Consider the following 17,531-nt stretch of genomic DNA (forward strand, 5'->3'; position numbering starts at 1 on the left):
TCCGGCTACCAGAAGCCGACTTCCGGATACTTCGCCGACGGCCCGTCCAGCAGCGGCCGCCGCTCGCCTTTCAGGTGGATGTCGAGAAAGGCGGTGACGTAGTCCCGGGTGATCCGGAGGGAACGCTCACCGTTCATCGGGGAGACCCGCATGCCGAGCTGCGGCCCGAGCACCGCGTAGTCGACGAAGCTCACGTGCTCGGCACCGGTGACGGTGAGCCAGCGCTTCCACGCGCCGGTGACATGGGGCCAGAACAGGTCCCACGACTTCGGCTCTCCGCCGGTGACCGGCTGCTGCCGAGGGTTGCCGATCATCATGAACGGCTTGGTGATCGGCTTGGCGGGGGTCGCGGGGTTGTAGGAGCCGTCCAGGTTGACCGCGGCCGTGATGCGGTCGCTCACGGCGAGCAGGTGGGCGGCGCTCTGGCCGCCGACCGAGTGCCCGACCATCGCGATCCTGCGCTCGTCGATCAGCCGGTTCCAGCGCCTCGTCCGCTCCAGCCGGTCCAGCACGAAGGTCGTGTCGGCCGCCCGCACCCGGGCGACCTTCTCCCCCAGCTCCGGGGTCTGACCACCCGCACCGGCCTCGAACGTGACGGTCCTGCCGTCGGGGAACGTGGTGGCGACCGACTCGTGGGTGTGCTCGATGCCCGCGACCACGTAACCCCGGCTCGCGAACTCCTCGGCCAGCGAGGTCAGCGTGGCCCGTGGCATGGTCATCCCGGGCGACATGACCACCAGCGGCCATCCGCCTCTCTTCGTGAGCGCGGGCGCGTCGGCTCGGGAGTGCGTCTTCGTCTTCGTGAGCGTGCCCGGCGGGAGGTCCTTCAGCTGGGGGGAATCCCCCGAGGATCAGCGCTGACTCCTGCGGGGTGACATACGGCGCGGCCGTGCCCTTCGCCCTCACGGCCGGATACCAGAGGGAGACCATCAGCTCTCGTGGCCTGCCGTCCACCCAGGGGTCGGGCCGGCGGGAGTCGACCAGGTGGACGTCGGACCGTCCGACCGCGTAGCGCCCGGTCGGAGCGGGCAGGGCGGGCTCGGGAGCGGCGGAGGCGCCGCTGGTGAGGGGCGACAGGGCGATCGTGCCGGCGATGAGGAGGTTCTTCATGCCCGTCACCCTGCAAGGTGGTGCCGCCGTACCGTCCCCGGCGAAGGTCACGCGACGTGTGCGACTTTCGTAGGGGGTCGCTCCGCCGGACGCACCAATAGCCTCTGACCGTGAACATCCTGGATCGGGCCCTGCCGTGGGCGCTCGGCGGCGTGGTGTTCCTGCTCTGCGCGGGCTCCGCGTACGGCTGGGCCGGTGTCGCGACGACGCTGCCCGCCCCGGTGGCCCTGGCGATCGCCGCTGCCGCGGCGGCGGCCGCCGTCGTCGCCAGGCGTTCGGTGTGGCCGGTGACCGTGGTGGCGGCCGTCGCCTACATCTGGCCGGCCATGTGGCCGCCGGCGGTGGTGGCCTCCTACTACGCGGGCCTGCACCTGGGGCGCCGTCGGACCCTGTGGCTCTACGCGGCCGGTGCGTCCGCCGTGTGGGCGCTGGGCGGAGTCGTTTCCTGCCTGAGCGGCGGCCACCGGGCGCTGACGATGGGCTCCTCGCCCAACGTGCTCATCCTGGGTGGTGCGCTGGTCGGGCTTCCGCTGGTGGCCGGCCTATGGAGCCACGCCAGGCGGCAGGTGCTCGTGGCCATGCGCGAACAAGCCGAACAGCTGGTGCGGGAACAGGTCCTGCGCGCGGATCAGGCACGCGCCCAGGAACGCGCCCGCATCGCGCGGGAGATGCACGACGTGGTCGCGCACCGGGTGTCGCTGATGGTCCTGCACGCCGGTGCCTTGGAGGTCGGCGCGCCGGACGAGCGTACGGCCCGGGCGGCCGCCCTGATCGGCGACGTCGGCAGGGAGGCTTTGGGCAACCTGCGCGAGGTGCTCGGCGTGCTGCGCGCGCAGGGCACCTCCCGCGACCCGCAGCCCACACTGGCCGACCTCGACCGGCTGCTCGCGCAGTCCCGCGCTCTCGGCCTCGTGGTCAACCGGCGCGACGAGGGCCCGGCCCGCCCGCTCGGGCAGTCCGCGGAACGCACCGCCTACCGGGTAGTGCAGGAGGCGCTGACCAACGCGCACAAGCACGCCGGCGGCGCCGAGACCGACGTGCTCGTCCGGTACCTGCCCGCCGGACTGGAGGTCGTCGTCCGCAACGCGCCGTCCGCCGCGAGCCAGGTGCTTCCCGGGTCCGGCTGGGGCCTGGTCGGCCTGCGCGAACGTGTCGAACTGCTCGGGGGCAGCCTGGAAGCCGGCCCGCACGAAGGCGGTTTCCGGGTGCTGGCGAGGATCCCCGCCACATGATCCGCGTACTGATCGCCGACGACGAGGCGCTGGTCAGGTCGGGACTGCGGATGATCCTGGAATCGGCGGGCGACGTGGTGGTCGTCGGCGAGGCACGCGACGGCGAGGAGGCGATCGGCGCGGCCGCCCGGCTCAGGCCCGAGGTCGTGCTCATGGACGTCCGGATGCCCGGCATGGACGGCCTCACCGCCGCGGGACGGCTCCTGCGCGGCGCCGGCGCCCCGAAGGTGGTCATGCTGACCACCTTCGACCTGGACGAGTACGTCCACGAGGCGCTGCGCCTCGGCGCCGTGGGGTTCCTGCTCAAGGACACCCCGCCACGTGAACTGATCGCCGCGGTCCACACGGTCGCCGAGGGCAACGCGATGCTCTCCCCCGCCGTGCTGAAGAGGCTTCTCGGCTCGTTCGTGCGCAGGGCGCCCTCGCGCGCCGAGGTCGCACGCGAGCGGCTCGCCGCGCTCACGGCGAGGGAGGAGGACGTGGTCAGGGCGCTGGCACGCGGCCTGTCCAACGCCGAGATCGGCCGGGAGCTGAAGCTGTCGGAACCGACCGTGAAGGCGCACGTGAGCCGGCTGCTCGCCAAGCTGGGCCTGGCCAACAGGGTGCAGTTGGCGATCCTCGTGCACGACGCCGACCTCGCCTGACGCCGGCGTCCGCCGCCCGGCCCGGGCTTCGCCATACGAAAGTGGGGGTGCCGCCCGCCGATCGTCCGATGTGCCGTGACCTGCGGAGTGCCTAACTTCATGGGGTGTCGGCCCTGACCCTCGGCCCTGATCTCTGTAGGGGATGGGCCCGCGTCCTATCCGGGATCTCCCGGATGTCCCCGGTGCTCCCTGGCCGACACGGTGTATGGGTCCCAACGATCGGAGTCACGCTGATGTCGCACGCCCTCCTCGACCTGGTGCAGCAGGTGATGTCGTCGCCCTGGTTATATGTGGCGCTTTTCGCCCTGGCGCTGCTCGACGGGTTCTTCCCTGTCGTGCCGGCCGAGACCTCGGTGATCACCGCCGCGGTGTTCGCCGCGTCGGGCGAGACCAACCTGGCCCTGGTCATCCTGGTCGCGGCTCTCGGGGCCTTCGCCGGTGACCACATCTCCTATCTGATCGGAAACAGGTCGGGGGGCAGGTTGCGGGAGAAGAAGGCGTTCGTCTGGGCGCGGAACGCGCTGGCCGAGCGGGGCGGTCTCGTCCTGGTCGTGGCCAGGTACATCCCCGGCGGGCGCACCGCGACCACGCTCACCATGGGCGCCGTACGGCACCCGTTGCGCTCGTTCACGCTCTTCGACGCGATCGCGGCGGGCTCGTGGGGGGTGTACTCCGGTCTGATCGGCTTCTTCGGCGGGATGGCGTTCGAGAACGACCCGATCAAGGGCCTGCTCCTCGGTCTCGGCATCGCGCTGTCGATCGCCATGGTCGTCGAGCTGGTGAGGTGGCTCAGGAAACGACGCGCCGTCCGGCTCTCCCCGGAGCGTCTTCCCGCGGGCACGTCCGCCTGACCCTGTCGTCACGGCTCACACCCGGGCACCGGCCCCCGCTCACACGGCGGCGCGCAGGTAGGCGAGGACGGCGAGCACCCGGCGGTGGTCGTCGGCGTCCGGGGGGAGGTCGAGCTTGGCCAGGATGCTCGCGATGTGCTTGGCGACGGCCGCCTCGGAGACGAACAGCGCGCGGGCGGTCGCGGCGTTGGAGCGGCCCTCCGCGACCAGGGCGAGCACCTCCCGCTCGCGCGCAGTGAGCCGGGCGAGCGGGTCGGCGCGCCCGCGCAGCAGCTGCCTGACCACCTCCGGGTCGATAACGGTGCCGCCGCCCGCGACCGTCGTCACCGCGCCGGCGAACTGCGCGACGTCGCCGATCCGGTCCTTGAGCAGGTAGCCGACGCCCCCGGCGCCCGCCTCGTCGAGCAGCTCGGCCGCGTAGGTCTGCTCGACGTACTGGCTGAGCACGAGCACCGGTAGGGACGGCCGCGCCGCCCGTAGCTCCAGCACGGCCCGCAGCCCTTCGTCGCTGAAGCCGGGGGGCATGCGCACATCCGCGATCACGACGTCCGGGTCCCGCTCGGCGACGGCCGCGATCAGCGCGGGCGCGTCGCCCACCGCGGCCACGACGTCGTGCCCGAAGCGCTCCAGCAGACCGGCCAGGCCCTCCCGGAGCAGTACCGAGTCTTCGGCGATCACCACGCGCACGGGATCTCCGCCCTGACCGTGGTCGGGCCGCCGTGTGGGCTCTCGACGCCGAGCGTGCCCTCGACGGCCGCCACCCGGTCGGCGAGCCCGGTCAGGCCCGTGCCGCGCGCGGGGTCCGCTCCCCCGCGCCCGTCGTCGGCGACCTCCAGCACGAGCACGCCCCGGCGCAGCCGGCCGCGCACCGTGCAGGAACCCGCGCCGCTGTGCTTGGCCACGTTCGCCAGCGTCTCGCAGACGACGTAGTAGGCCGCCGCCTCCACCCTGGCGGGCAGCCGCCCGTCCAGCGCGATGTCCACGCGGACGGGCACCGGCGATCTTCCGGCGACGTCGCGCACGGCGGCCGGCAGCCCGCGGTCGGCGAGCACCTGCGGATGGACCCCGCGGATCAGCTCGCGCAGCTCCGCGAGCGCCTGTCCCGCCAGCTCGCGGGCCTCCTCCAGCCGCAGGGCCGCGGGCGAGCCCGGCGGAAGGTCGAGCCCGGCCAGGCCCAGCTTCATCGACAGGGCCACCAGCCGCTGCTGCGCGCCGTCGTGCAGGTCGCGCTCGATGCGGCGGCGCTCGGCCTCGAAGGCGTCCACGAGGCGTGCCCGGGACCGCGCGACCTCGCGCGTCTCGGCCCCTTCCGGCACCAGCATGGCCCGCGCCATCGCCGCCCGGGCGCCCGCCCAGGCGCTGACCGTGTACGCGGCCACGGGCACCAGCAGCAGTCCGGCCGCCGAGCCGATGAAGGTCTCCCCCAGCGTGGCCTCACCCTCGGGGCTGATCGGCTGCACGACCGGGGAAAGGATCAGCACGGCCGGTCCGGCGATCGCGACCACCGCCACCAGCAGGTCCACCCAGCCGAGCACGACCAGCGCCACGAGGGCGTGCCCCGCCTCCCGCCACCCCGGCCACAGGCCACCCGGCAGCCCGCGCACCGGCTGCCGGTCCGCGAGCCGCAGCCGCCACCGCTCGAACCAGGCCACGGGCACCAGCAGCGCGGCGGCCACCAGGACGGCCACCAGCACGGCGGTCATCGCGCCCGCGGCGCCGTCCACCGCCCGCGCCGACGACAGCACGGTGGCGAACGCGAACCCCGGAACGGCACCGGTCAGCAGGTACGCCAGGGAGCGCCAGGGCCAGACGGAGGTCAGGAAGCGGCCCGGCGGCCCGGCGAGCGCCTCCAGAGCGGTCCGGGGCGCGAGGGCTGCGGGGGCGACGGCGGGAGCGGCGGAAACGAGGATGGGGGCGGCCACGGCACCGACGTTAACCGCTCGACGCGCCGGTGTCGGTAGTGCTGGGAATACCTCCGGTTCTCGCCCCAGCGCCAATGCCCGGCGGGTCCGCCGCCGGTTGGCTGAGCGACATGACACCACCCGACATGACACCGTCCGACATGACACCGTCCGACACGACACCGCCCGACACGACACCGCCCGGCATGACACCATCCGGCACGACACGGACGACCGGGCACGTGGTCCTGCTCGACTCGGTCCGCATGGTTCACGGCACCGGGCCGGGCGCGGTGACCGCTCTCGACGGCGTGACCCTCGGCTTCGGCCGGGGGACCTTCACGGCCGTGATGGGGCCGTCGGGCTCCGGCAAGTCCACGCTGCTGCACTGCGCCGCCGGGCTCGACCGTCCGGCGGCCGGGACCGTGCTGATCGACGGCACCGACCTCGGTTCGCTGGACGAGAGGGCGCTCACCCTGCTGCGCCGGGACCGGGTCGGCTTCGTCTTCCAGGAGTACAACCTGGTCGACGCGCTCACGGCCGAGGAGAACGTGGCGCTGCCCCTGCGCCTGGCCGGCCGCCGCCCCGCCCCCGCCTCGGTGCGCGCCGCGCTGGGTGAGGTCGGCCTGGCCCACCGGGCCGGGCATCGGCCCGCCGAGCTGTCCGGCGGCGAGCGGCAGCGGGTCGCGATCGCCCGCACGCTGATCGCCCGGTCGCAGGGAACAGAGCCCGTCGTGCTCTTCGCCGACGAGCCGACCGGCGCGCTCGACAGCGCCGCGTCGCGTGCGGTCATGGAACTCCTGCGCGGGCTCGTGGACACCCGCGGGCAGACCGTCGTCATGGTCACCCACGACCCCGCCGCCGCGGCGTACGCGGACCGGGTCGTGCTGCTGGCGGACGGCAGGCTCGCCGGGGAGCTGGGCCGGTCGAGCGCCGCCGAGATCGCCGCGCGCACGACCCTGCTGGAGGAGGCGTGCTGAGCCTCGACCTGCTGCGCTCCCTGCTGCGTGGCCGGTGGACGGGGCTCGTCGGCAGTCTCGTCGCGCTGTGCCTCGGCACCGTGATCCTCTCCGCGACCACGCTGCTGCTGGCCTCCGCCGGCCCGCGCGTGCCCGAGCGGTACGCCGCCGCGCCCCTGCTCGTCCGCGTTCCCGGCACGCCCGGCGAGGAGAACGCCTTCAGGGAGAGCCGGCCCTGGTCCCCCGAGACCGCCGGGTCGCTGGTCCGCGCGCTGACGTCCGTGCCCGGCGTCGCGGCGGCCGTGCCCGACCGCGCCTTCTACGCCCAGGCCGTCGTCGGCGGCAGGCCGGCGGGCGGGCACGAGGCCCGGAGCTGGAGCGTCGCCGCGCTGGCGCCGTACCGGCTGGTGACCGGCCGGGCGCCGGTCCACGCCGGAGAGGTGGTGCTCGACCGCGCGCTCGGGCTCGCACCGGGCTCGCCCGTCACGCTGCTGACGGCGCGCGGACCGGCGCCGTACACGGTCACGGGCCTCACCGACGGCCCCGGGCCGTACGTGTCGGAGGGCGAGGCCGAACGGCTCGGGGGCGGTGTCCGGGTCGTCGGGCTGCTCGTCCGGCCGGGGGCCGATCTCGCCGTGGTGCGGAGCGCCGTGTCGCGTGCCGTACGCGGGGTCGCCGGCGAATCCGGCCAGGTGCTCGCGGGACCGGGCCGGGCGGCGGCCGAACCCGCCGCCGACGCCCGGACGCGCTGGATCGGCATGCAGGTGCTCACCGCGATGGCGGTGCTCGGCGGCTTCGTGTCCGTGTTCCTGGTGGCGTCCACCTTCGCGTTCCGGGTGAACCAGCGGCGCCGTGAGTTCGGTCTGCTGCGGGCGGCCGGCGCGACCCCGCGTCAGATCCGCCTGGTCGTGTACGGCGAGGCGCTCGCCGTCGGCGTGGTCGCGGCCACGGCCGGGACCCTGCTGGGCGCGGCCGTCGCGCCCGCGGTGGGCGGGATGCTCGTCACGGCGGGCGTCGAGCCCCCCTCGTTCGACGTGCGGTTCACGCCGTGGCCGCCCGCGGGGGCGGTCGCGGCCGGGATCGCGGCGGCCCTGCTCGGCGCGTGGTCGGCGGCACGCCGGGCCGCCCGGGTCCGGCCCCTGGAGGCGCTGCGCGAGCACGCGGCGGGGGGCGGGCCGATGACGCGGACGCGGTGGATCGCGGGGACGGTGGCCGTGGCCGGGGGCCTGGCCATGGCGGTGGCGAGCGGTTCCGCCCGGGAGGACGCGCTGGTGAACGACGTCCTGCTCGCCGCGATGGCGTTGATCGCCGGGCTCACGCTGCTCGCGCCGGTCGTCCTCCCGCCGCTCGTGCGGGCCCTGGCGTGGCCGATGGCCAGGTCGGCGGTGGGCATGCTGGCGGGGCGCGGCGCGGCGACGGCCGTGCGGCGCACCGCCGCCACCGCGGCCCCGGTGCTGCTGACGGTCGGCTTCGCCGTGCTCGTCACCGGCATGGTGCGCACGACCGCCGCGGCGTACACCGTGGAGGGGGCCGCGGGCGGCGGTGCGACGGCGGTGCTCGTGCCCGACGCCGCTCCGGGCCTCCCGGACGCGGCGCTGCGGGCCGCCTCGGCCGCCTCGGCCCCGCTTCCCGCCACCGTGTGGGGCGACAGGCCGCTCGCCGCGCTCGGCGGCGCTGATCTGCGCGGCCTTGATCTGGGCGGCCTTGATCTGGGCGGCGACCTCGGTGGCCTCGACGGCGACGTGATGGCGGTCGCCGGGTGGGCCGCGCGGGAGCACGGCTGGCGGGCGGGAGACCGCGTGCCGATCACCTTCGAGGACGGCCGGACCGTGCGCCTGCGGGTCGCGGCGGTCCTGGCCGAAGCTCCGGCGGAGGTGCTGGTCTCGCGGGACACGGTCCGCGCCCACGACCCGTCGGCGCTGACTCCCGAGGCGTACGTGTCCGGGCCGCCCGGGCGCACCTTCCCCGGCCTGGGGGCGAAGACGGTGAGCGTCGCCGACCGCGCGGCCGGCGAGCAGGCGGAGGAGGACCGGCTCGTCTGGCTGTTCACGCTCCTGCTGGTCGGGGTCTCGGCCGGCTACGCCGGTCTCGCGATCGTCAACACGCAGGTCATGGCGGCGTCGGCGCGGGTCCGCGACGTCGTGGTCCTGCGCCTGACCGGCGCGACACGACGGCAGGCGATCGCGGCGACCGCCGCCGAGGCGGCTCTGGTCACGGGGACGGGCACCGTGCTCGGCTTCGCGGTGGCCTTTCCCGCACTGCTGGGAATGCGCGCCGGACTGGCGGAGATGGCCGGGGGCGAGGTTCCCCTGGTCGTCCCCTGGCCGGCCGTGGCGGCGATCGTCGCCCTATGTCTCATCTTGGCGACCACATCCAGCACAATTTTCACATTTAGCACTTATGCCACTAAACGTAAAACGCAGGCAAGAGCGGATCAAAGGCCGTCTACCAGGGAAGACGCATGATCAGGCAAAGAGACCGTCAACCCTTCACCGTGAAATCGCAAGGGTTGTGATCCAAAGCGCCTGGGCGACTCTAATTCCGGACATCGCTTATTAACCTTTTTTTCCTGAGCATTGCATTACGGTCGACAAGGGAGGGTTCATGGCGGGCGGGCGCATGCCCAACTTTTTACGCCCGCGCTCGATCCAGGCGCGGACCGCCCTGATGAGCGCGATCGTCTCCCTGGTCGTCCTGACGGTGATCGGGACCGGTCTGGACATCGCCATCCGGAACCGGATCCACAGCCACCTCTTCATGGACACGCAGCGGGTGGCCACCGACTGGATCGCCTCGATGGGTCCCAACGGCATCCCCGCGCCGTCGGCGACGCGCGACGATCTCGTCCAGCTCGTCGACTCCGGCAACCGGGTGATCACCGCCAGCCGGGCGGCGAGTGGCAGGCCCCCGCTGACCTCCCCCTTCCCCACAGGGGAGGACCGCCTGCAGTACCGCATCGAGTGCCCGGACAAGGGGCGGTGCGTCGCGCTCACCGCCGTGCGGGTTCTGCCGGTGCAGTCCCGGCTGTTCTGGAACGGCGAGCCGCACGCCGTGTACGCGGGCAGGGCCGAGCCCGGTCTCCTGGCCACGCGGCGGCTGGAACTGTTCACCGCGATCGGAGTGCTGTTGATGACCGCCGGATGGACCTGGGCGAGCTGGCGTGCCGCGGGGCGCACGCTGCGCCCGGTCAGAGAGATTCGCGAGAAGGTGACGGAAATCAGCGTGCGCGACCTCAGCCTGCGGGTCCCCCAGCCGCCCGGGCGTGACGAGATCGCCGAGCTCGCCCGGGCCTCCAACAACTTCCTCGAACGCCTCGACACCTCCGTGCGCCAGCAGCGGCACTTCGCCTCGATGGTCTCCCACGAGCTGCGGACGCCGCTCGCCGGGCTGCGCACGCAGCTGGAGGAGGCCCTGCTCTACCGCGAGGAGACCGATCCGTACGAGACGATCCGGACGGCGGTGCGGACCACCGAGCGGTGCCAGGCAATCATCGACGAGATGCTCACGGTCGCCCGCGTCCGCACGGCCGCGACCGCCGAACCCGAGCCGATCGACCTCGGGACGCTCGTGCGGGAGGAGGCCGCCGCCCGCACCGGCGGCGTGCCCGTGCGGACCGAGGTCAAGGACGAGGTGACCGTGCTCGGCAACCGGGTCCAGCTGTGCGGCGTGCTGACCAACCTGCTGGTCAACGCCCAGCGGCACGCGTACAGCGAGGTGGCGGTCACGGTCGAGCGGGCCGGCGACGAGGCGGTCGTCACCGTGCTCGACGACGGCGACGGCATCGCGCCGGAGGACCGCGAGCGGGTCTTCGAACCGTTCGTCCGGCTGAAGGACGGGCGCCGCCGCGACCCGAAGGGCACCGGGCTGGGCCTCGCCCTGTGCCGCGTCACGGCGGACGCCCATCACGGGACGCTGCGGGTCGAGGACTCCCCGCGCGGCGCCCGCTTCGTCCTGCGCCTGCCGCTGCCCGCGGGCTCCTGACCCGGCCCCCGGCCCGGCGGGCCGGGCGTCGTCAGCCGGCGAGCCTCCCCGGCACCGGCACGGCGGCGAGGGTCAGCGCGAAGTCGCCGGCGCTGTCGGTGTACCAGCGGCAGACCGTGAAACCGGCCCGGGACAGCTCGTCGAGCACTCCCTCCCTGCGGAACTTGGCGCTGATCTCCGTCCGCATCTCCTCGCCCTCGGCGAAGGCCACCGTGAGGCCGAGCGCCCTGATCGGGACCTCCATCGGCCGGGTGGCCCGCAGCCGCATCTCGATCCAGTCGTGGTCCTCGTCCCACAGCGCGACGTGCTCGAACGCCTCCGGCTCGAAGCCGGCGTCCAACTCCCGGTTGAGCACGTGCAGCACGTTGCGGTTGAAGGCGGCCGTCACTGCCTGAGGGTCGTCGTACGCCCTGACCAGGCGGACGGGGTCCTTCACCAGGTCGGTGCCGAGCAGCAGGGTGTCGCCCGGCCGCAGCGTGGCGCGCAGTTCCTTGAGGAACACCTCCCGCGCGGCGGGCGGGAGGTTGCCGATCGTGCCGCCGAGGAAGGCCACCAGCCGCCTGCCCGTCCTGGGCAGCAGCGCCAGGTGCTGCTCGAAGTCGGCGCGCACCGGCCGCACGTCCAGGCCCGGATAGCGTACGGCGAGCCGCTCGGCCGCGGCCGCCAGCGTGACGGCGTCGACGTCGACCGGCGTGTAGGCCCGCAGCGTCCCGGCGTTGGCCATCGCGTCGAGCAGGAGCACGGTCTTCTCGCTGGTGCCCGAACCCAGCTCGACGAGTGTGTCGGCGCGGCTGAGGCCCGCGACGTCGACCGCGCGGCGGCGCAGGATCTCCAGCTCCCGCCGGGTGGGGTAGTACTCCGCCAGCCGGGTGATCCGGGAGAACAGCTCGCTGCCCGCCTCGTCGTAGAACCACTTGGGGGGCAGCCACTTGGGTGACGAGGTGAGCCCGGCGCGTACGTCGTTCTCCAGAGCCTGGCGCAGGTAGTCGCCGCCGAGATGATCGGTAACCATGGTCGCCTCTCAATCGATGGGTGTCACCGAGACGCCGTCGGGGGACGCGAGCAGCAGGCTCCGGTCGGGCACGGCCCGCCAGCCCGGCCGATCGTCCAGCGGTTCGCTGGCGACGAGCACCCCCTGCTCCAGGTGCGTGAACAACGTGTCGCCCCACGCGACGGCGGCCAGGTGCGTACCTCCCGTGACGAGCAGGTTCAGCCGGGCCTCGCCGTCGCCCTCCGCCGCCGCGCGGACGACGTCGGCCAGGACGCCGGCGAGCGGCAGGCCGTCCCGCAACCGGGTGAACACGGCCGCGGCGAGCCACGCCGAGTCGCACACGCTCTCCGCGTCGGCCGCGAGGGGCCTGACCGCCTCGCGCCGGACCCGGCCGTTGTGGCTGAGCAGCCAGGGCCCGTCGGCGAACGGCGCGGTGGCGCTCTCCTCGATCGGCATGCCGGCCGTGGCGGACCTGACCGCCGCGATGAGGCAGGACGACCGCGCCACCGCGGCGAGGCCGGGCATGTTGGCGTCGGCCCAGATGGGCACCGTACGGCGGTACCGCACGGGCCGGGGGCCGTCGTACCAGCCGAAGCCGAACCCGTCGGCGTTCACCGTGCCGTACTTCTGCATGCGCGGCGCGTACGACTGGCGCAGCAGCCCGTGCCCGGGGTCGCTGATCAACGAGGTCACCGGCCGCACCGGGCCCAGCCACGCCGCGTGGCGGCACATTCCCTCAGTCCTCCGAGCGCGCGCAGCGGAACCCGGCGAAGATCTGCCGCCGGATCGGGTAGTCCCAGTTGCGGAAGGTCGTGCGCACGGCGGAGGGATGGGTGGCCCACGACCCGCCGCGCAGCACCCGGTAGGTCTCCCCGAAGAAGACCTTGCTGTACTCCTCGTAGGGGAAGCAGCGGTAGCCGGGATAGGGCTGGAACCAGGAGTCCGTCCACTCCCACACGTCCCCCACCAGCTGCTCCACGCCGTATGGACTCGCGCCGTCCGGGAACGCCCCGGCGGGCGCGGGCCGGGCGGCGCGGTGGCCGAGGTTGGCCCAGCGCCCGAGGTGGCCGGGGTCGGCCTCGCCCCAGGGGTACGTGCGGCCCCCGCACGCCTTCTCCCACTCGGCCTCGGTCGGCAGGCGCTTGCCCGCCCACCGGGCGTACGCGTCGGCCTCGTACCACGAGACGTGCTGCACCGGCTCGTCCGGCGGCACGGGCTCCTCCCGGCCGAAGCGGATCCGCCACCAGGTGTCCCCGTCCCGGGTCCAGAACAGCGGGGCCTCCACGCCGGTCCGCTCGACCCACTCCCAGCCCTGCGGCAGCCACCAGCGCGGGTCGCGGTAGCCGCCGTCCTCGACGAACTCCATGTACGCCCCGTTGGTGACGGGATGGCGGTCGATCCAGTAGCCCGGCAGGTAGATCCGGTGAGCCGGCCGCTCGTTGTCGTACGCCCAGGCCACGGTGTCGGTGCCCATCGTGAAGACCCCTGCGGGGATGTGCACCTCAGGGTCACCGGCCGGCCGGCCCGGCGGCAGTTCCCCGTCGCGGACCAGGCCGGGCCGCCGGGACAGCTGGAGCGTGGCGAGCATCGTCTCGTCGTGCTGGTGCTCGTGCTGGAGCACCAGCCCGAAGACGTAGCCGCCGGACCGCAACGGGGCGGGATCGGTCAGGTCCACCAGGTCGAGGACGTCGAGCACCCGGCCGCGTACGCCGGAGATGTACTTCCTGGCCTCGGCCGGGCCGAGCAGCGGCAGCGAGGGCCGGTCCTTGCGCGGGTACTTGAACGCGTCGTAGAGATGGTCGATCTCCGGGCGCAGCGGCTCGATGCCGCCCACCTCCCGCAGCACCCACAGCTCCTCGTAGTTCCCGACGTGCGCGAGGTCCCAGACCAGCGGTGACATCAGGGGCGAGTGCTGGCGCACGAGCATGTCGTCGTCGGTGTCGGTGTAGGCGAGCGACCGCTCGCGTACGGCCTCGAGCTCGGCCGCGATCCGCTCCTTCAGGCCGGTCGGGCCGGCGTCGCCCAGGACGGCGTCGAGATCGGTCACGCGTACATCTCCTCCATCTGGTCGGCGGCCGGTGATCGGCCGGATTCGATGTGCCGGGAGGCGAACGCACGGACCCGGGCGACCAGCCGGGGCTCGGCCCCGAGGCGGGGCAGGGCCTCGGCGGCGGCGCGGAAGCAGACGGAGGCGGACCGGCGCAGCTCCGGGTCGGCGAGACCGAGCCGGGCGGCCTCCATCCACCGGTGCGCCACCGGCCGGGCCGCTTCGAGAGCCGCGGTGGCGGCCCGGTCGTCGGTGACGAGCGCGTGGACGACGGCCACGCACACGGGCCACTCGGCGGCCCCCTGCGCGTCGAGGTAGCGCACCTCCAGCCAGCCCCGCGGGCGCACGGGCGGGAAGAGCGTGGTGGCGTGGTAGGCGAGATCGTCCTCACTGGGGGGACGCCCGGCCACGCGGGCGAAGTCGCGGAACACCGAGCCGTCGAGGACCGGCAGGAAGCCGCCGTCCCCACGGACCAGCATGAGCCGGGCGTCGAGGAGGTAACGCGCCCAGTCGTCCACCGGATCGCCTCCGCGCGGGACCGGCGCGGTCCTGCTCGGGTCGAGCCTGCTCCACACGGCCTGGCGGCCCGAGGCCCATCCGCCCGCGGGCGAGTTGGCGAAGGCCGCCACCAGCACCGGGCCGAGCACGTGGGCGCGTTCCCAGCGGACCCGGGGATCCTCGCCGAAGTCCAGGTTGATCTGGACGGACGCGGTCGAGCACATCATCGTGAGGCCGTGCGGGCGGCCGAGGAAGGCGGCCATCGCCTCATACCGGGGCTCTCGTAACTGGCGCAGGGGCGGGCGGAGCGTGTCCAGGCCCCGGCCGCCCAGCCGCAGCCCGGCCCGGGCGAGCGCGAGCCGTACGGCGCCGACGTCGGCGGTGAGCTTCGCGATCGCGGCGGGCAGGACGTCCGGCGGGGCGGACAGTTCGAGCTGCCCGCCCGGTTCGAACGTCACGCGGCTGCCGCCGGGGAGCATGGGGAGCGCGTCCGCGATCCGGGCGACGGGGACGTGGAGCGCGGGGTCAGCGGCGTCGAAAACCAGGAACTCCAGCTCGACGCCCAGCCGGTCGGAGGTGACTCCGCGGAAGCAGTCCCGGGCGTAGTTCTGCACGTCGGTCATTCGCCCCCCATCGGGCCGAGGTTTGCCGACTCGGTGATGCCGAGTCAACTTTCCCCGTAATCACCCCCTTCAACCTGAAACCCACTGAAACAGGGCGTTCACCCAGGTCACGCGGCCGTGGCCCAGTCCTCGTCACGCATCCGGATCATCGAGACGCCGACGACGCCGAAGACCACGAGCAGGATGACGGGGCCGCCGAGGCCCAGCACGAGGTTCCACGCGCTCGCGCCGAACAGCCAGACGAGGATGCCGACGAGCACGCCGGCCGGGAACCACCATCCGGCCCGGCCTCCCCACGCGTACGCGACGGCCACGAGCACGAGGCCGAGGAACGACCCGATCATCCCGGGCATCTGCCAGGCGATGATCATCGCGGGCTGCGCCGCGTCCTGCATGAGCTTCTCCGCCTGGTCGACCGGCAGCATCCGGAACGCCACGATGTCGAAGAAGTCCGAGATCATCAGTGCCGAGAAGTTGATGAGGCCGAGGATCGCGACCACGCCCGCGATGTTGGCGAGCACCACGCCCTTCTTGCGGACGAGGTGGACGAGGCCGATCACGCCGGGGACCCACAGGATCCACGCGTAGTGGAGGAGCGTCGCGCTGACGCCCACGGCGCCCGGGTTGTGCGCGTACACGAGAGGGTCCTCGACCCCGGGCTCGGACGGGTCGGCGGCCATGCCGAGGAGCAGGCAGAGCGGGGCGAGGATGAGGCTCGTGCCCGCCGCGACGCGGCGGAAGGAGTTCGCGTTGGCAATCATGCGGAGGACCGTACGGATCGGTCCCCCGCGGTGTCGTCAAAGCACGTTTTGACGACATGTCCACCTAGAGGAGGATTTACGGAACGGTACATTCCGGACAACCGTTACCCTCTGCGTCATGCTCCACCGCCGTCCCCCCACTCTCGTCGACTGGCTCGTCGCGGTGGCCGTGGGCCTGTTCGCGATCGCCGAGGAGATCGGCGGACGCTCCATGGGCCCCTCCCGCGAGGACCTCCCCATCTGGATCGCCGCCGGGGTCGTCACCGCCGCCGGCGTGCTGTTCCGGCGCCGCGTCCCCTTCGTGATCCTGTGCGTCTACTCCCTCGTCAACGTCCTGCTGTTCGCCCTCGCCCCCCAGATGGCGGCGGCCTGGCAGTTCTACACCGAGCTCGTGCTGCTGTTCACCCTGCTGTCGGAGGTGCGGCCGGACAGTGTGAAGGCCGTGACCGGCCTGGTCGCGAGTGGTGCGTACGTCGTCTCCATGCTGGCGGCCTCGTCCCCGCCGGCCGGGTGGGGCGACATCGCCGTGGCGGTGGTGATGTCCGCGATCGCGGCCGGAGCCGGTCTGGCCGTGCGGCGGCATCGCGCGCTCGCCGCGCAGGCCGCCGAACGCGGCGAACTGCTGGCCCGCGAGGCGGTGTCGGAGGAGCGCGCCCGCATCGCCCGCGAACTGCACGACATCGTCGCCCACAGCGTCAGCGTGATGACCATGCAGACCGGCGGCGTACGGCTCATGCTGCGCGAGGACCAGGAACGCGAGCGGCAGGTGCTCGCGTCGATCGAGGAGACGGGCCGCGGCGCGGTGGAGGAACTGCGCCGGATGCTCGGCCTGCTGCGCGGGCCGCAGGCGGACGCGGGCCACCAGGCCGGCCTCGACCGGCTGGACGACCTGCTCGACCAGGTCAGGGCGGCGGGGCTCGAGGTGGCCCTGGAGATGCGGGGAGACCCGGTGCCACTGCCCGCCGGGCTCGACCTCTCGGCCTACCGCATCGTGCAGGAGGCGCTGACCAACGCGCTCAAGCACGCGGGCCCGACCCGGGCGGCGGTCACGGTGGACTACCGCCCCGGGGAGCTGCACCTGGAGGTCGTCGACCACGGCCCGCGCCAGGGCAGGACGCGGGCGCGCGGCCCCAGGCAGGAAAGCGGGCCGGAGGGCGGGCACGGGCTGATCGGCATGCGGGAGCGTGCCGCGCTGTTCCACGGCACGCTCACCGCGGGACCGCTCGCCTCGGGCGGGTTCGGCGTCCGGGCGGTGCTGCCCCTGTGAGTCACATCGGCATTCTCATCGCCGACGACCAGGCGATGATCCGGGCCGGGCTGCGCCTGGTCATCGGCACCCAGCCGGACCTCGCCGTGCTGGGCGAGGCGTCCGACGGCGAACGCGCCGTGGAACTGGCCCGCAGCCTGCGGCCCGAGGTCGTGCTGCTCGACATCGCGATGCCCCGCCTCGACGGCCTGGAGGCGGCCCGGCGGATCCTGTCCGCGCCCGAGCCGCCGCGCGTGATCATGCTGACGACCTACGACACCGACGAGAACCTCGACCACGCCCTGCACGCCGGGGTCAGCGGCTTCCTGCTCAAGGTCTCGCCCCCCGAGCACCTGTTCGCGGCGATCCGCAGCGCCGCCCGCGGCGAGCTGCTGCTCGACCCCGCCGTCACGGGCAGGGTCGTGGACGCCTACCGCCGCGCACAGCCCGCCGCGCCACCGCCGGAGACCGGGCTGACGCCCCGGGAGGAGGAGGTGCTGCGCCTGGTCGCGCGAGGGCTGTCCAACGGCGAGATCGCCAGCACGCTGTCGATCAGCGAGGCGACGGTGAGCACGCACATGAACCGCCTGCTGGCCAAGCTCGGCCTGCGCGACCGCGCCCAGGCCGTCCGGTACGCCTACGAGTCGGGCGTCGTCCGCCCAGGAGACCCCTCGTCCTGAACCGGTA

General features: G+C 73.6%; 16 protein-coding genes. 8 read left to right on the forward strand and 8 right to left on the reverse strand.

Annotated features, from left to right (window positions below; all coding sequences use genetic code 11):
• Positions 1-5: 5 nt before the first annotated feature.
• A complete protein-coding gene (locus ACWEQG_RS33850; RefSeq protein ID WP_452291175.1) occupies positions 6-830 on the reverse strand; it encodes an alpha/beta hydrolase family protein in 825 nt (274 codons plus the stop codon).
• Between the two features lie 390 nt (positions 831-1,220).
• Between ACWEQG_RS33850 and ACWEQG_RS33855 the strand changes: the two genes are divergently transcribed.
• The 3 genes from ACWEQG_RS33855 (at position 1,221) to ACWEQG_RS33865 (ending at position 3,837) form a co-directional block, all read left to right on the forward strand.
• Positions 1,221-2,342: a sensor histidine kinase gene (locus ACWEQG_RS33855; RefSeq protein ID WP_452291057.1), complete on the forward strand. Its 1,122-nt coding sequence runs from the start codon at positions 1,221-1,223 to the stop codon at positions 2,340-2,342.
• Positions 2,339-2,986: a response regulator gene (locus ACWEQG_RS33860; protein WP_452291059.1), complete on the forward strand. Its 648-nt coding sequence runs from the start codon at positions 2,339-2,341 to the stop codon at positions 2,984-2,986. Before ACWEQG_RS33855 ends, ACWEQG_RS33860 begins: the two co-directional genes overlap by 4 nt.
• A 233-nt stretch (positions 2,987-3,219) precedes the next feature.
• Positions 3,220-3,837 carry a DedA family protein gene (locus tag ACWEQG_RS33865; RefSeq protein ID WP_363472702.1) on the forward strand — a complete coding sequence of 206 codons (618 nt, stop codon included), beginning with the start codon at positions 3,220-3,222 and terminating at the stop codon, positions 3,835-3,837.
• 39 nt (positions 3,838-3,876) lie between these two features.
• Here the strand turns inward: ACWEQG_RS33865 and ACWEQG_RS33870 are convergent, their stop codons facing one another.
• Together ACWEQG_RS33870 and ACWEQG_RS33875 are read right to left on the reverse strand one after the other, a co-directional pair.
• Positions 3,877-4,524: a response regulator gene (locus ACWEQG_RS33870; protein WP_452291061.1), complete on the reverse strand. Its 648-nt coding sequence runs from the start codon at positions 4,522-4,524 to the stop codon at positions 3,877-3,879.
• Positions 4,512-5,759, reverse strand: a complete 1,248-nt coding sequence (locus ACWEQG_RS33875) for a sensor histidine kinase (protein ID WP_452291063.1) — start codon at positions 5,757-5,759, stop codon at positions 4,512-4,514. Before ACWEQG_RS33875 ends, ACWEQG_RS33870 begins: the two co-directional genes overlap by 13 nt.
• Before the next feature lie 185 nt (positions 5,760-5,944).
• Between ACWEQG_RS33875 and ACWEQG_RS33880 the strand changes: the two genes are divergently transcribed.
• The 3 genes from ACWEQG_RS33880 to ACWEQG_RS33890 all read left to right on the forward strand — a co-directional run bounded on the left by ACWEQG_RS33880 (position 5,945) and on the right by ACWEQG_RS33890 (position 10,678).
• Entirely contained in the window at positions 5,945-6,718 is a 774-nt protein-coding gene (locus ACWEQG_RS33880; protein WP_452291177.1) for an ABC transporter ATP-binding protein, read from the forward strand.
• Positions 6,712-9,162, forward strand: coding sequence for an FtsX-like permease family protein (locus tag ACWEQG_RS33885; RefSeq protein ID WP_452291065.1), 2,451 nt, complete (start codon positions 6,712-6,714; stop codon positions 9,160-9,162). The genes ACWEQG_RS33880 and ACWEQG_RS33885 overlap by 7 nt, the downstream gene beginning before the upstream one ends.
• Positions 9,163-9,316: 154 nt before the next feature.
• Complete coding sequence (locus ACWEQG_RS33890) at positions 9,317-10,678, forward strand: sensor histidine kinase (protein ID WP_452291067.1); 1,362 nt, start codon at positions 9,317-9,319, stop codon at positions 10,676-10,678.
• Positions 10,679-10,709: 31 nt separating this feature from the next.
• On the opposite strand, the gene egtD is transcribed toward ACWEQG_RS33890, so the two are convergent.
• From egtD to ACWEQG_RS33915, 5 genes are all read right to left on the reverse strand, one after another.
• Positions 10,710-11,690, reverse strand: a complete 981-nt coding sequence (egtD, locus tag ACWEQG_RS33895) for an L-histidine N(alpha)-methyltransferase (protein ID WP_452291068.1) — start codon at positions 11,688-11,690, stop codon at positions 10,710-10,712.
• Positions 11,691-11,699: 9 nt separating this feature from the next.
• Positions 11,700-12,401 (reverse strand): ergothioneine biosynthesis protein EgtC, encoded by a 702-nt coding sequence (egtC, locus tag ACWEQG_RS33900; RefSeq protein WP_452291070.1) that lies wholly within the window; start codon positions 12,399-12,401, stop codon positions 11,700-11,702.
• 4 nt (positions 12,402-12,405) lie between these two features.
• On the reverse strand, positions 12,406-13,716 hold the full coding sequence (egtB, locus tag ACWEQG_RS33905) for an ergothioneine biosynthesis protein EgtB (protein ID WP_452291072.1): 1,311 nt from the start codon (positions 13,714-13,716) through the stop codon (positions 12,406-12,408).
• Complete coding sequence (gene egtA, locus ACWEQG_RS33910) at positions 13,713-14,837, reverse strand: ergothioneine biosynthesis glutamate--cysteine ligase EgtA (protein ID WP_452291073.1); 1,125 nt, start codon at positions 14,835-14,837, stop codon at positions 13,713-13,715. Before egtA ends, egtB begins: the two co-directional genes overlap by 4 nt.
• A 107-nt stretch (positions 14,838-14,944) precedes the next feature.
• Positions 14,945-15,598: a hypothetical protein gene (locus ACWEQG_RS33915; RefSeq protein WP_452291074.1), complete on the reverse strand. Its 654-nt coding sequence runs from the start codon at positions 15,596-15,598 to the stop codon at positions 14,945-14,947.
• A 118-nt stretch (positions 15,599-15,716) separates the two neighbouring features.
• On the opposite strand from ACWEQG_RS33915, the gene ACWEQG_RS33920 reads away from it, so the two are divergent.
• Entirely contained in the window at positions 15,717-16,865 is a 1,149-nt protein-coding gene (locus tag ACWEQG_RS33920; protein ID WP_452291076.1) for a sensor histidine kinase, read from the forward strand.
• Positions 16,862-17,524 carry a response regulator gene (locus tag ACWEQG_RS33925; protein WP_452291078.1) on the forward strand — a complete coding sequence of 221 codons (663 nt, stop codon included), beginning with the start codon at positions 16,862-16,864 and terminating at the stop codon, positions 17,522-17,524. The genes ACWEQG_RS33920 and ACWEQG_RS33925 overlap by 4 nt, the downstream gene beginning before the upstream one ends.
• Positions 17,525-17,531 lie beyond the last annotated feature (7 nt).

The organism is Microbispora sp. NPDC004025 (genome assembly GCF_053604425.1).